The sequence below is a fragment of the Paenibacillus eucommiae genome (genome assembly GCF_017874215.1).
GTDB classification, from domain to species: domain Bacteria; phylum Bacillota; class Bacilli; order Paenibacillales; family NBRC-103111; genus Paenibacillus_AI; species Paenibacillus_AI eucommiae.
This window is the reverse complement of the sequence record NZ_JAGGLB010000016.1, coordinates 171,032-186,130: the sequence shown is the minus strand read 5'-3', so window position 1 is coordinate 186,130 and position 15,099 is coordinate 171,032. Positions and strand designations below refer to the sequence as shown.

General features: G+C 43.7%; 7 protein-coding genes. 2 read left to right on the top strand and 5 right to left on the bottom strand.

The window, feature by feature from the left end:
• Positions 1-9: 9 nt before the first annotated feature.
• Entirely contained in the window at positions 10-807 is a 798-nt protein-coding gene (gene yunB, locus J2Z66_RS22540) for a sporulation protein YunB (protein ID WP_209974595.1), read from the bottom strand.
• A 751-nt stretch (positions 808-1,558) separates the two neighbouring features.
• Here yunB and J2Z66_RS22535 point away from each other — a divergent pair.
• The gene (locus tag J2Z66_RS22535; protein ID WP_209974593.1) at positions 1,559-2,461 is read left to right on the top strand and encodes a hypothetical protein; all 903 of its coding nucleotides are present in this window, start codon (positions 1,559-1,561) and stop codon (positions 2,459-2,461) included.
• Positions 2,462-2,575: 114 nt separating this feature from the next.
• Here J2Z66_RS22535 and J2Z66_RS22530 read toward each other — a convergent pair whose 3' ends face one another.
• Positions 2,576-2,911: a response regulator transcription factor gene (locus tag J2Z66_RS22530; protein WP_209974591.1), complete on the bottom strand. Its 336-nt coding sequence runs from the start codon at positions 2,909-2,911 to the stop codon at positions 2,576-2,578.
• A gap of 461 nt (positions 2,912-3,372) precedes the next feature.
• Here J2Z66_RS22530 and J2Z66_RS22525 point away from each other — a divergent pair, with 461 nt between their 5' ends.
• Positions 3,373-4,068 carry a response regulator transcription factor gene (locus tag J2Z66_RS22525; RefSeq protein ID WP_209974589.1) on the top strand — a complete coding sequence of 232 codons (696 nt, stop codon included), beginning with the start codon at positions 3,373-3,375 and terminating at the stop codon, positions 4,066-4,068.
• Between the two features lie 124 nt (positions 4,069-4,192).
• On the opposite strand, the gene J2Z66_RS22520 is transcribed toward J2Z66_RS22525, so the two are convergent.
• The 3 genes from J2Z66_RS22520 to J2Z66_RS22510 form a co-directional block, all read right to left on the bottom strand.
• Entirely contained in the window at positions 4,193-8,149 is a 3,957-nt protein-coding gene (locus J2Z66_RS22520; RefSeq protein ID WP_209974587.1) for an S-layer homology domain-containing protein, read from the bottom strand.
• 30 nt (positions 8,150-8,179) lie between these two features.
• Positions 8,180-13,774 carry an S-layer homology domain-containing protein gene (locus tag J2Z66_RS22515; RefSeq protein WP_209974585.1) on the bottom strand — a complete coding sequence of 1,865 codons (5,595 nt, stop codon included), beginning with the start codon at positions 13,772-13,774 and terminating at the stop codon, positions 8,180-8,182.
• Between the two features lie 91 nt (positions 13,775-13,865).
• Entirely contained in the window at positions 13,866-14,591 is a 726-nt protein-coding gene (locus tag J2Z66_RS22510) for an SDR family NAD(P)-dependent oxidoreductase (protein WP_209974583.1), read from the bottom strand.
• Between the last annotated feature and the right edge of the window lie 508 nt (positions 14,592-15,099).

The following is a 15,099-nucleotide window of genomic DNA, read 5'->3' as shown; positions in this document are numbered from 1 at the left end:
ATTCCGGTTTCAATTGCTGTTGCCACTGCTACCATTTCCACTACCAGCATTTCCGCTGTTTAGATCGCCTCCACTCCCCCCGCTTGTCAATGGAAAGCTTACATTGGGGAGCACCATATTGGGAGCAGAATCTTTGTTTGTACCTACTGGATTACCTTTGTTATCAAAATAATAAGTGGGCACGTCCCCTACAACCAGTGAATAGGAAATCGGAATTTCCGTCTCGACGATTTCCGCTTCACTGTCCAAGGGGATGATAACCTTAACTTCGGCAATAATCCGCACGAAAACCTCGACAAGGATCATATTAATGCCAGCATTCTGATGCCTGGTGCTTAGATCCACCTTCACATTCCCCACTGGCAGCAGCCTTATAGGAACATCGGGTCCAAAAGAAGCAAGAATGGTGCTGTTCAGCGCTTGACCGAGTGGAATATGCTCCGGCATGCTGGTGAGATTATCCAATTCCTTCTGAACCGTGTTTATTGTTTCAGCCGTTATGCGCATATGCTCGGCATAATTGAGCATAAATCCAGTAATTTTCCCATTATTGTCCGTTTTCCAATCAATAAGCTGCTCGGCATTGGCTTCCTTGGATATGGTATCTGCAATTGCCGAATTAATCGTCTGCGTGGCGATTTGTTTAATTCTAACCTTAGCCAAGCTCATCAGCGGCGGCCTTAAATTGCGTTCCACAAAAATAAAAAACTGCAGAAAGAACAGAAAAAAAATGATCATCGCCAGGATCAGCTTTTTTTTGCGGCTGCTTTTACCAGTAGGACTGCTTCTCCATCTGCGCCTTCGCATCCTTTTCCCCCCAGCTAGTTCCCGTTTATTATCACCATATGCAAGCTTCCTGCAAAAAAGAAGAGGGCTTGGATATTTGGGATGGACGCCTCGCGGTGTCCTTTGAAGTGCGTGTCCGTGACGTTGGTGCATGGAGGGAGAGAATCGCTGTGGGATCCAGCCGCTGTTAAAGATTTGTTCCCTTGAATGGTATAGATGAGGAGGAAGAAACAAATCTTTAAAGGCGGACGCTAAAGCTCTTCCTCCCACATCGATTCCCTCTTCTCAGCTACAATCGCTCGAACATCAAGCTCAAACGGACAACCAGCAAGGGTTTTCTCTTGGTTGGAAGGGATTTCCTAGCGTCAAAAGAGCTGGGAAGAAAAGCTCGCGCAGCCGAGAAGGATCTGGAGAGGCCATCCGTCCTCTTTAACGATCATTCGGCTTACGCATGGGGCTCCCCCTCAAACTTATTTTCGCTTTATCCATGTTTTTCAGTGCCTCGCTCCTCCTGCACCCTCTTTTACACTGTAAACCAACCAAGTAAAATAATAGTGCCAACTAATGCCTAATTCCACAATTTAACACTGTAAAGCACTTAAACTTTCTAATATGTAAAAAAAATCGCACTGATCCCTTTTAATACTCTTAGTAAATTATGGTTATGACAATAGCCTCAAATGTGATAAAATTTTGTTGAATATTTGGTTGAATATTTGGTTAAATATTTCGCTTAATATTTTTGTTAAATATGACTGTTTGGAGGTTCATGATGAAGTCAAGATGGCAAAAGCTTTCATGTCTAACCGTAATTATTTTTCTATCCTTATCACTCATTAGTGTTCATGTAAGTACTTATGCAGCTCCTTTGCAGATAGATACAGCTGAGGATGGCATACATATTGACGATGTAGTCAAGTACATAAATCAAAGCAGCCCATCTCCGGGCGAGATTTCAAATTTACTTAGCCAGATTAGACCTCTTTCCGTTCCTGTAAGTCAAGAAACCCCTTATGTTGTAAAAAGAGCTCATACTGATGATAATCCTAATCCAACCTACCTCCCTGTCAGGTGGACAGATCAGTTTCTAAAAATAATTTTTAGCGCACCTTTAGATGAAGCGGGTAAACAAAATGTAGAGCTTGCCTTTTATGCTGCGATTGGGCCTGATGATATTTTAGATTTTGATTGGGTGGATCATGAATTATATATCCGCAACGATGGCGAATATACAGTTGAGTTCAGAACGAGTGTCTCCGCGCAGCTTAGTGCAAACGGTCCTGCAGCGAAGCTGTTGGAACTGTATCCATTGACAGCAGATTTAGGCATTTCGAATTTTCCGGTTTCAAATGCCCTTCAAGTTTATTTTAATAAGCCCTTATCAGCAGCGACGACGAATCGTACATCGTTTGAGGATACAGTGCTTTCGTTAGCTTACTATCCATTGCAGTCCGGGTCTGAGGAATCCGAGGAACCACTTTCGATCACCCCGATTTCCCTGACGTGGGATCTAGGCGTACCGGATCAACCAATCCTGATCATGCAATTGTCAGCTGACATTTCTATTGAAGATATCGGATATCTGATTCTTAAATTCAGAACAAATGCAATTATGGATACGGAAGGTGACTCCATACCTAGTGACCAGGAAATCCAATATTTCCCTATAGATTAATGCTCGTGGCCGCTGCAGCCTAAATTAAATAACTTATAATTTCTATAATTTATTAAAAAAAGACAGAACCCCTCGTCAGAGGGGTTCTGTCTTTAATTTCAAGCGAGTACGAGCCTACTGAGAGACAACTTTCAGGGGGCGATTTTCCTCAACGTAATGTAAATGATTGAAAAGCAGGGAAAGTAACTTTCGAGTCGATCGAATGCCAAGCTTTTTCATTATATTTGCAAGATGATTTTTTACCGTTTTTTCCGTGATTACGCATTTTTCGGCAATTTCGCGATTAGAAAAGCCATGTAAAGCGATCAGTACGAGAATCTCCGACTCTCGCTGCGTAATTTGATAACAATTTGAAAAACTTTGCATGGCGGCGCCCATTCTCTGAGTCAGCAAATCATTCAAGTGCTCACAGTCCGTACCGTAACGTTCATGAATATCTCCGTTCTTCATGCGATGCTTCCCTGCTTTCAAACGGGAGTTTAACCTGCTTTGGCTTGCTTTCCCGCATTAAACTGATAAGAATAAATAGAATAGATAATAGAAGAATGCAACCTAATACGTTCCATAAAATCAGAAACAATTACACATGCCCCCTTGAAATTCTATTTTCATCTATAGAATGCCAGGCCAATTCCATACCCGTTTTCCGATCTAGGGAGTATATCTCATCTACTTTTGGCCCACATATGAAAAGGTCTTAGGTACTAAATCTGTCGCACTATCTATTATAAATAAATGTATTGTCCAAACCTAGATGAAGAAAATCACTAGTAAGAGCGAAATTCCGCTATTTTTCGACATGATTTTCTAATTTGTATGACTTAAGTCATGTTTGTGATAAAATAAAGATGGTAATTTATTTCATTTCACGTGAGCTGTACAGAGGAAAACGATCGGACGGAGTGAACAAATTGTCTAAAACAACTATTCTTATTGCAGACGATCAACCCTTGATACGCGACGGTTTGGCAGCTATTCTAAACATGGAGGAAAACTATACCGTAGTAGCTAAAACGGGCGACGGTTTGGCAACGATAAAGCAAGTTCAGCTGCACCGTCCTCAGCTTGTTTTGATGGACATTCATATGCCAAAGCTAGATGGCTTGAATGCAACAAAGCAAATTAAAACGGAATTCCCTGATACCAAAGTGCTGATTTTGACAACTTTCGAGGATGAAGAATACATATTGGAAGCGATTCGTCATGGAGCAAGCGGGTTTTTAGTTAAGGGAGTTGAGACGGAACAAATTCTTTCTACGATTCAGGACTGTTTGGATGGAAGGATCAATTATCCATTCAGTATTCAATCACGCCTTATTCAGGCGCTTCAATCATCAGAGCAGCACGAAAAAGGATCTTCGACAGATACGATCGCCCCCTCCTATTCCGATACCGACCAACAGTATGATGAAAAATTGAATCGTTTGTCCATACAGGAACGAAATATTGTAAAGATTCTGAAGCAAGGGAAATCGAATCAAGCTATCGCTTCTGAATTATTTTTGACAACTGGTACTGTAAAAAATTATCTGAGTACAATTTACAAAAAACTGAATGTTTCCAGCCGTTCTGAAACCGTCGCTTACCTTCACGAAAATGATCTTTGATGCTCCTGCTTCCTTTCTCCTTTCTCCTTTCTCCTTTCTCCTTTCTCAATTAGCATTTCGGATTATTCGGCCATATTTTGAACAAGCCCCATCCTTTAAACTAAAAGGATGGGGCTTGCGACGATCATTTTGACTGCAGGAGATCTAGCTTCTGTAACATTGAATGAATCGCCATTATTGACTCCGCTCGAGTAACCGCTTGCTTCGGATCAAACAAATTGCCTGATTTCCCTTGTAACATTCCAATTTCTGTCGCTGCATCAATAGCGTTTATCGCCCAATCGCTGATCTGTTCCCTGTCCTGGTACTCAGAGGTGAGAGACGTTTGAAAGCTCTTTTTTGTCTTCCATTCGTACGCCCTCAGCAGAATCACGGCCATTTGTTCGCGCTGGATGATGTCATCAGGACCGAATTTACCGTTCCCGTATCCATTCACCAAGCCCTCTTCTACAGCTTTTGCTACCCAGCCTGCATACCAGGCACCATCAGCCACATCGTTAAATGGAATCGTCTTACTTTCCCCCATGTTAAAAGCTTGAGCCAGCATAGCGATATATTGCGCTCTGGTCATTCCCTCTTCAGGAAACAATTTGGCACCTGCATCATGGATGAGATGCTTCGCACTCATCTCTTTGATGACTTCTGCTGCCCAATGATTCGCATGTACATCCGAATAATGTTTATCGAATAGCAAGGCAACAAACGAATCATTCGCGTCCGGGAGGATCGTTTCAATACGATTCCCCTTAACATCACCGCCTGCGAATTTGAGATTTCCTCTGTTATCAATTGCATAAATTGCTGCCAGCTTATGGTTTCCCGTGTCCAATAGAGGCAATGATAGCCGGACTGGCGGCAAGCTAATAGCGGCCGTTTGTTTCCCATTAAATTGGACAGAAAAGCTTAGCTCGCGAATGGAACTCTGCATGTTTAATTTCGCATGCATTTTTAATTCTGCTTTTCCAAGCCAATCTGTCGCCATTTGCTGTGGCAATGCATGGAAGGATACCTTCAAAGCATATTTGTCGTGATCCTTCGCTTCTACTTGATTCAATAAAGATTTCAATCCAGCAGCAGTTAACGATGCTGTTATACCCTCATCCGTAAATATCAGCGAGCCACCTTCTGCAGCCAGTTTACCTAGCTGATTCCAGGGAACGACCGTCTCGTTTACGTCTTTTCCAAGATCAACAACGAGATTACCTTCAGTATCAGTTGTAAGCTTGACTTCAGGTTTAATCTCGGGTTGGGCCACGGGTCCGGATGTTCCAGGTACATAAGGGACTGTACTCTGCTCATAAACAGTAACCTCGACTTGTGCTTGCAGCACAAGCCCTTTTGAAATGGCATTTGCCACTACGTTAGTCTTTCCTGTTTGTAATGCTTTCACGGACTTTGATTTTCCTTTAGCGCTAATTTCAGCAACTGAAAAATCGCTGCTTGCAAATTGAACCTCCACATCGTCCAACGCAACTTCATTGCCTTGTGCATCCAGACCGGTGGCACTCATGAGTACGTTCTCTCCAATTTGCAATTTGCTTTTTTCCATTTTTATTTGCATGCCTGTCGGTGCCCCGATCCATTCCCGTAAAAACACATCATCAACAAATATATAATCGTTACCAGCTTCGCGCTTCACATAAACTTCCGCCGCGCTGAACTGTGCAGGGGCAAGGAAGGCCGTACTTCCTTTGCTGTAATCCGTGCTGCTTACGTCGAATGAATACTCGGCAATAACCTGCTCCTGGGCATCTCTGAAAACAACGCCGATTTGAGCCTTGTCGTCCGTATTCCATACTTGCGCCCAAGCACTCAAGTCATATACTCTTCCTCCAAGCAAATTAGTCAGCTGTTGCCTTGCTTCTCCTGAACGTTTGCTCAGCGACAAACCTCCTTCGTTCGAATGGGCTACTTTCCTCAAGTCAACTGAGGTCTTTCTCTCGGCACCGCCAGACAAGCTCCAATTGACTTTACCAAACTCGAACCCGCTGTTATAAATCCGATTCGTTCCAAGTGGCTTCTCTTGGATTGCCTGCCTGGCTCCTTTGACAGCATCAAACCAGGCTTCATCCAAACTGCCGGGAATTAACCAGTTGCCGTGGCCTCCTAGAGGTTCGTGAAACAGCCAGACCATGTCCTCACTCGCGCGGAGCGCATTCTCCAGTGTGGAGCGCATGATTTCCGGATTCATCGGAGCTCCTCCAATCTCGCGATTGTAAAGACCAGCGCCAATTTTAACTGTGCTTGAATAGCTTTGTCGTAAACTCTCCGGAATAAAAGTGTTTTCCAGGAAAGAGGACATTTCATATTTTCGATATTGGTAGGAATCCATAAATTGCCCTTCTGTCCGTTCCAGATACAACTCCCCTCCGTCAATAACCGTACCTTGATTCCCCCCTTCTTTGACGGCTTCCATCATGCCAACAAACAAGGGGCCATATAGATTCAAATAGGGAAGCGACCCCTTACTGAGCCATGCTGGCATCTTCTTATCAGAAAGGTAGGGACCGTGAAGATGAACCATCTTCGCATCGGGAATTTCACTTAAAATAGCGTTCATAAGCTCTTTACCCCGCTGCCGTGCCTTCTCTTCGTATTCCCCTACCGTTTTATCCTTGTAATAGGATAATCTGGGATGATGAAGAAATGCATTCCAGTACTCTTCATTATCTAGGAAGAAGTTGTGTAATCCCACTTCCTTAGCGGCCCGTGCTGCGTTTTTGAAATTTTGCGCCACTATACCCCAGGCTTCATCATCGAATAAATCACCCGAGAATTCTGTTGGATTGGCTTTGTTGATGGGTTTGTCAATCTGAATGTGAAGATAATTTTGTTTCAGATTCTTGAACAAACCTTTCAATACTTTCAGCTCATCATAAATGTCTTCGTAGGTTAGCTCGCTGCCGCCCATCAAATCTCTTAGAATATCAGGAGCACTAATCGTTATTCCATCAAATGGCAGCGAATCGATATGCTCGATATTATCCCGTATCCCTTCCGGTGTAGTTGAATGATCCACAAATGCCATTTCAAACAAAATCAAGTCAGGGAGAGTTCTCGTTTCTTCAACAGGTATATGCTTATCAACTCCTGCGGGGCCGTTATCCTCTTTACTAGGTGCTTCTGTCAAATAGAAGTCATCGGCGTACACCCAGCCATCACCGGCATCCTTGTAAGTGACAAGGGTAGCAGAGGAGAATTCTACGGGAGCATCAAAAAATAATTCATATTTTTGATATTCTGTCGAATCTACCTCCGTTAATACCCCCCACCGCCCCATACCCGGGACATCCCAAAAATTGATGCCAATCACATTATTTTCAACGGACCCGCCTCTTTTCGCCCAGAACTCCAGCTTATAGCTTTTTCCAGGTTGAATCGGCACCGTCTGCTCCAAGCTGCTATATTGCACTCTTAATGCCTTGTCTCCGCTATTGGCATCGTTCGTGATTTCCGTTATTGCTCCTGGCCATTCTACATCCCAGCCCGCTTTATCTTCCTCAAAGCCCGGATTGGTCACGATATTTGTCAGCTCCGTAAGCAAGAAGTCGTCTCCATACACCCAACCTTCTCCTGCATCCTTGTAAATAACAAGGGTAGCAGAGGAGAATTGTACTGGAGCATCAAAAAATAATTCATACTTTTGATATTCTGTCGAATCCACCTCCGTTAATACACCTTGTCGCCCCATACCCGGGACATCCCAAAAATTGATGCCAATCACATTATTTTCAACGGACCCGCCTCTTTTCGCCCAAAACTCCAGCTTATAGCTTTTTCCAGGTTGAATCGGCAGCGTCTGTTCCAAACTGCTGTATTGCACTCTTAATGCCTTATCCCCGCTATGGGCATCGTTGGTAATTTCGGTTATTGCACCTGGCCATTCTACATCCCAGCCTGCTTTATCTTCCTCGAAGCCTGGATTTGTCACAAGATTTGTTACTAGATTCGCTGCCTGTACTTGCAGCTCCTGTACCACGGCCGCTTCAGCGGCGGGAGGATGGACAACCTGCGAGATGAATAACAGAAGGATCAGGGTGAATAAGCTCCCTCTGGCGATCATTTTATTGATTTTATTCATGGTCTGTACCTCCTCGTTTCCTTAATTACCTTAATTTGCCAAATTTTTGTGCAGAGTAAGATCGTCAATGAACACCACATCTTCTTCTACGAAATCCTCCAAATTAAAAACGATTTGAATGCGCTCCACAGTCCTGCCGTTATACGTCTCCGGAACTTCGAATGACCATTCTATCGTGTTCCATTCTCCTGACGTATCTTGAACATCATGTTTCACATCGGTTATTGTGCCGATATAGCCAGCATCATAGAAATTTACAGAAAACTTAACTGTTCCATCCGTCTGCGTACCAACGGGTGTATAATAAGATCCCTTAAATGTATAATTCCCTGGGGCAATAGTTACATATTGATAAGGACCACCTATTTTCACCCCGCTTGCTTTCAAGCTCTGTGCTCCAGTTTTAGCAAACTCAGTACTCCGTTCTATACTCGTACCAGCAAAGTTATACTCCCGATCCATCCAGATCGCCCAATTGCCGTCCAATGATGCTTCGAACGATGGATTAGCAATCACCGACTGCGTAGGATCCGCTGGAATAATCACCTCTTCACTTTCGATTGCAAGTGTTCCTCGGTAAGCAACACGATATACAACACGTTGTTCATTGGCTGTCATCTCCACAGGTGGAATCGTTAGCGTAACCGTTTTGCTTGCTTCATCCCATGCTATAGCAGTAGGTTCAACGATAGTTTCTACATCTGCATAATCGACTTGCTTTACTGTGAAATCCTGTATAGCAGGCGGATTGTACGGAATCGCATCCAGCACTACTTGAATCGTGCCATTCACTGCAGATACAGCCGTCGGAGTCACGATCCATTCGCGTAAAAATACATCATCAACAAATATATAATCGTTACTGCCTTCGCGTTTCACATAAACTTCTGCCGTATCGAATTGCGTTGGTGTGATGAATGCCATACTTCCACGGCTGTAATCCAGCGTGCTAACTTCGAACGAATGCTCAGCAATCACTTGCTCTTGATCATCTCTGAAAACAATGCCAATTTGGGCTTTGTCGTCCGTATTCCCTACTTGCGCCCAAGCACTCAAGTCGTATACCCTTCCTTCAAGCAAGTTAGTCAGTTGTTGCTTCGCTCCTTCTGAATATCTGTTCAGCGACAAACCGCTAGCATTCGAATAGGCTACCTTCCTCAAATCAACTAAGTCCTTGATCTCGCTGCCCTCATACAACTTCCAATTGACTTTACCGAACTCGAACCCGCTGTTATAGATCCGATTCGTTCCGAGCGGCTTCTCTTGGATTGCTTGCCTGGCTCCTAGGACGGCATTAAACCAGGGTTCATCTACACTACCGGGAATTAACCAATTGCCGTGGCCTCCTAAAGGTTCGTGAAATAACCAGACGATTTCCTCACTCGTGCGCAGTGCGTTTTCCAGTGTGGAGCGCATGATCCCCGCATTCATTGGCGATTCTCCAATCTCGCGATTGTAAAGACCAGCGCCTATTTTAACTGTGCTAGGATAGCTTTGTCGTAAACTCTCCGGGATAAAAGTGTTTTCCAGGAAAGAGGGCATTTCATATTTACGATATTGGTAGGAATCCATAAATTGTCCTTCTGTCCGTTCAAGGTACAACTCACCTCCGTCAATAATCGTACCTTGATTTCCCCCTTCTTTGACGGCTTCCATCATGCCAACAAACAAGGGACCATAAAGATTTAAATAAGGAAACTTGCTGAACCATGCGGGTGTTCTTTTATCCGAAAGGTAGGGACCGTGAAGATGAACGAACTTTGCGTCCGGAATTTCACTTAAAATAGCGTTCATAAGTTCTTTTCCCCGCTGCCGGGCCTTATCTTCGTATTCCTCTAATGTTTTATCTGGATAATAGGACAGTCCGGGATGATGAAGAAATGCATCCCAATACTCTTCATTGTCTAGGAAGAAATTGTGTATGCCTACTTCCTTCGCCGCTCGTGCTAAGTTTTTGAAATTTTGCTCCACAATGCCCCAGGCAACATCGTCGAAGAAATCGCCAGAGAATTCCGTTGGATTGACTCTATTGATCGGCTTGTTGATCTGAATGTGGAGATAATTTTCTTTCAGATTCTGAAACAAACCATCCAACACTTCTATCTCATCATAGATGTCTTCATAGGATAGCTCGCTGCCGCCCATCAAACCTGCCAGAATACCAGGAGGACTGATCGTTATTCCGTCGAATGGCAGGGAATCGATATATGCGATATTTTCCTGAATTCCTGCCGGAGTCGTTGAGGCATCCGTGAAGGGCATTTCAAACAGGATCAAATTAGGGGTAGTTTTCCTATCTTCAATAGGGAGATGCTTATCAGCTGTTTCTAGACCGCTCTGCAAAATAACATCGTCTATAAACAGCTCATCACTTTCTGTGAAATCTTCAATATTAAACACGATCTGAAGACGCTCCACATTCCTCCTGTTTAACGCTTCTGGAACTTCAAACGTCCATTCTATCGTGTGCCATTCTCCTAACGTGTCTTGAACATCATGTTTCACATCTGTTATGGTGCCGATATAGCCTGCGTCATAGAAATTCACTGAAAACTTAACCGTTCCGTCCGTCTGTGCCCCAGCAGGTGTATAATAAGTTGCCGACAGTTTATAATTCCCTGGAGTAACATTTACATATTGATAAGGACCTCCTATTTTCACACCACTGGCTTTCAAGCTGTGTTCGCCTGTTTTAGCAAACTCAGTACTGCGCTCTATACTCGTACCAGCAAAGTTATACTCCCGATCCATCCAGATACTCCAGTTGCCATCCAATGAGGCTTCGAACGATGGATTCATGATCAACAGCCTCGCAGGAATCACCACTTCATTACTTTCGATCGCAGGTGTTTCTTGATAAGCTACACGATAGACAACTCGTTGTTCATTTGCCGTCTCCTCCACTATCGGAACCGTCAACGTTACAGTTTGCGTTGATTCGTCCCATGCGATAGCGGTAGGTTCAATAACAACTTCTATGCCTGCTTGAACAGTTTGCTTCACTGTGAAATCTTGAATAGCAGGCAGATTGTCTGGAATCGTATTCAATACTGCCCGAATCGTTCCATTCTCTGCGGATACGGCCGATATTTGAACGATAGGTTGAACATCCAAACGGAACAACCCAAGATCATCTACAAACACCACATCTTCTTCTACGAAATCCTCCAAATTAAAAACAATTTGAATGCGCTCCACAGTCCTGCCGTTATACGTCTCCGGAACTTCGAATGACCATTCTATCGTGTTCCATTCTCCTGACGTATCTTGAACATCATGTTTCACATCGGTTATAGTGCCGATATAGCCTGCGTCATAGAAATTTACAGAAAACTTAACCGTACCGTCCGTCTGTGTACCAGCAGGTGTATAATAAGATGCCTTAAACTTATAGTTCCCTGGAACAACAGTTACATATTGAAAAGGACCTCCTATTTTCACACCGCTTGCTTTCAAACTGTATTCGCCGCTCTTAGCAAAATCAGTACTGCGCTCTATACTCGTACCAGCAAAGTTATACTCCCGATCCATCCAGATCCCCCAGTTGCCGTCCAACGATGCTTCAAACGATGGATTAGCAATCACCGACTGCGTAGGATCTGCTGGAATAACCACCTCTTCACTTTGAACTGCAAGCGTTTCTCGATAAGCAGCACCATATACAACACGTTGTTCATTTGCTGTCTTTTCCACGACTGGAAACGTCAGCGTAACCACTTTTGATGCTTCGTCCCAATTGATGCTATCCGGATAAATCGTTGAACTAATACCATTGTCGATTTTTTGGGTTACCTTGAAATCCCTGATGGCCGGTGGATTGTCAGGCACCTCATTCAAAGTCACACGAATGCTGCCAGCTTCCGAATTTACAGACGCAACACTTACAGAAACAGGAGCTTTGCTTGATTTGCTGAGTGTAATGTCATCTAAATAAATCATTTCATTAGCGTTGAACCCCTGCAGATCCACCCCGATTTGAGCAATCTTAACTGCCTTCCCGGAAATAGATTCAGGCACTTGCAAGATCCAATGAAACGTATTCCACTGTCCCCTATCATATTGAGATGGCCTTACTTCTGACACCGCTTCACGGAGCCACTTCCCCCGGTCATCCATGAACTGTACAAACAATTGTAACGTTCCCTCTGTGGATGAACTGAGAGGAACATAATAAGAGGCTGAAATTTTATAGTTACCGGGCTGGAGATGAAGGTTTTGATACAGCCCGCCCGATTGTACGGCTACGGCCTTCATGCTGGAGCTATTGGAAAAAGCTTGCTCACTGCTGCGAAGGATGCGAGAACCTTCGGCTTCTTTTGTGAAGAATGTCGTCCAAAAATGCACTCCTTCAGCACCCGTTCCTTCTTCAAATGAGCTGTTCCAGTCCATAATCCCTTCTTCGTCTTTAGGATTTCTTGGCTGTTCATTTGGATCAATCACTGGGGGGTTCCCCCCTGAACCACTGCCGCCATAACTGTATGAAGGTGTGTAGCTGTTTGCAGCTGATGATTCTTTTCGATTCGGTTGCCGATCAAATGTACTTTTTTCTGCACCTTTATGAATAATCGCTTGTTGAATTTCTCCCTGACCTTTGAGGTCTACGGTTCCATCGAGTACCAGCTTGCTGATACGGGCCAGTTGATTTACGTTTACTTTTGCCCCGGCTGCTTTATCTGTTACAAGCAATTCTTTGATTGAACCTGATTGGATGTCGATTTCTACAGCTGAAGAAGCAGCTTCTATTTTACTTAGCGTTCCAGACAGCTTCACTTTTCCGGCTCGAATAGTTACCATACCCGTAACTTCGACTCCATCCAAAATAATTTCGCCAACTCCAACGCTTGGATCAATAACAACATCTCCGTTAATGAGCATGTTTCTAAGACTGACTCCACCAGCTTTTATAGTGACTTGGCCATTGACCGTTTGAATCACATGCTTGGGCCCGAAGGTGCCAGCCTCATCCATAATTTGATCGCCTTGGCGATACTTTGCCCGATCCAGCATGACGATCGCTTCAGCACGAGTCACCCATTCATTCGGACGAAAGCTGCCATCCTCGTAACCATCTATAATGTTGTGCGCAGTCATCGAAGCAACGGCCTTATCGCTCCAGCTTGCAATTTGTGCATGATCCTTGAAAGTTGCCGATTCGTTTGGCTTTCGTCCCGCGTTCATCTGTAATTCAAGCATCCCGGCAATTAGAGCCGCAATTTCTTGTCGTGTAATCTTATTTCTCACACGAATAGTTCCATCTTCATACCCTTGAATATAACCGGTCTTCACAGCGATGGATACTTCATCATACTCCCAATCGGATACAGATAAATCGGAGAAAGCAATGTCTGCTTTTTCTGTGAGACCGAAAGCACGGTTTGCAAAAGCAATCATTTCTCCCCTGAGAATGGGACGGTCAGGTTGTACAGACCCCTCCGAATCCGTGCGAATCCATCCCTTCGTCAACCATTCGCCAAGCGTCTTTTCCGCCCAATGACCGGCTAAATCTGTCTGTTGCAAACGTCCCGCTTCTTCAGCGGCTAGAGTCGTGAACGGTCCCCATGCTGAAACAAGCAAGCAAATCGTTAACAATAGCGGTACTATCCGCTTAGGCATCCTATATCTCATTTAATCATCTCCCTTTAACCAATTAGTAATCGATTGCTTTTTGTAAACAAAAGTATCTCCAAAAGTATTTCCGCTGTCTCTGCTTTTCCCATCAACGATTAAATCCCCCATCAATAGGATATAGGGAGCCTGTCATATAGGAAGAAGAGTCAGACAGCAGAAAAGCAGCAAGTTCTGCGACTTCCTCCGGTCTCCCACTACGTCCTAGCAGGTTGTTAACATCTTGCAGGTCGTCGACATTTTTGATATCTCCCGGTACAATTGTGTTGGCTCGTATTCCGTATTTGGCATACTCAACTGCAATAATGCTCGTTAGGTGATTGACAGCTGCTTTCGCTGAACTGTAAGCCGCGGGTGTATTCTTCACCGGAACTTTCCCTAAGATAGAAGATGTGTTGACTATCGATCCCCCACCTGTTTCAATCATGGCTGCAATCGCGTATTTATTGACAAGAAAGGTGCTGGTGAGCGTTCCATTGGTGACTGCTTCCCATTCCTGCAGGGTCAAATCACGTACGCCTTTCCAAATCTGTGTATACACATTATGAAAAAGTCCATCAATGCGTCCGAATTCTTCTTTCAATTTAAGCACGCTTTCCTTCACCTGCTGCTCATCTGTAGCATCTGAAACGTACAGCACAAGCTTCCCGCCATATGTTTCACGTAAGCGCTGAATGTAAGGACTTTCCTTATCGTCCCGGATATCCGTCCCAAAGACGAATGCGCCCTTGGCAAGAAATACCTCAAGTGATGCCAAACCAATTAACCCCATTGCTCCAGTTACCCAAATTACTTTATTTTGCAGCATTTCTTTCATCTAGTATGGCCTCCTATGACGCATCTTTTCTGTAGTCTTACATCGATGCTTCAAAACATTCACACTTCATGTAAGCGATTTCATTTATAACAAATTTTAATTTTACTTTTTCTGTTTAAGGCAGCCATTTTCCGAGCAAATATCACCTGCCCTTTCCTTTTCTAACCAATCTGTTCGATATGTAAGCTCTGTTTCTTCTCCCCCCTTACCATTATTTATGTAGCACCCTTAATATAAAATAATTTTATTAATGTTGTCAATACATAAATCTATTTATTTCATCTGAAAGGAGGAAAAAAATGAAAAACATATGCATCCCAAGTTTACGCCTTGGAATGGTATTACTAGGTGTGCCATTAAGCATAAACGAGACAATCACCTTAAAAACTCTGCGTTATTTGGCAAATTTTCTTTTCTGCAGTTGTAACCCTGTTCACTTCACTGCTTATTTCTATAGTGCATATTAATAAAGACTGTTCATTAAGCACGTTAGTAAAATAGTTTATGA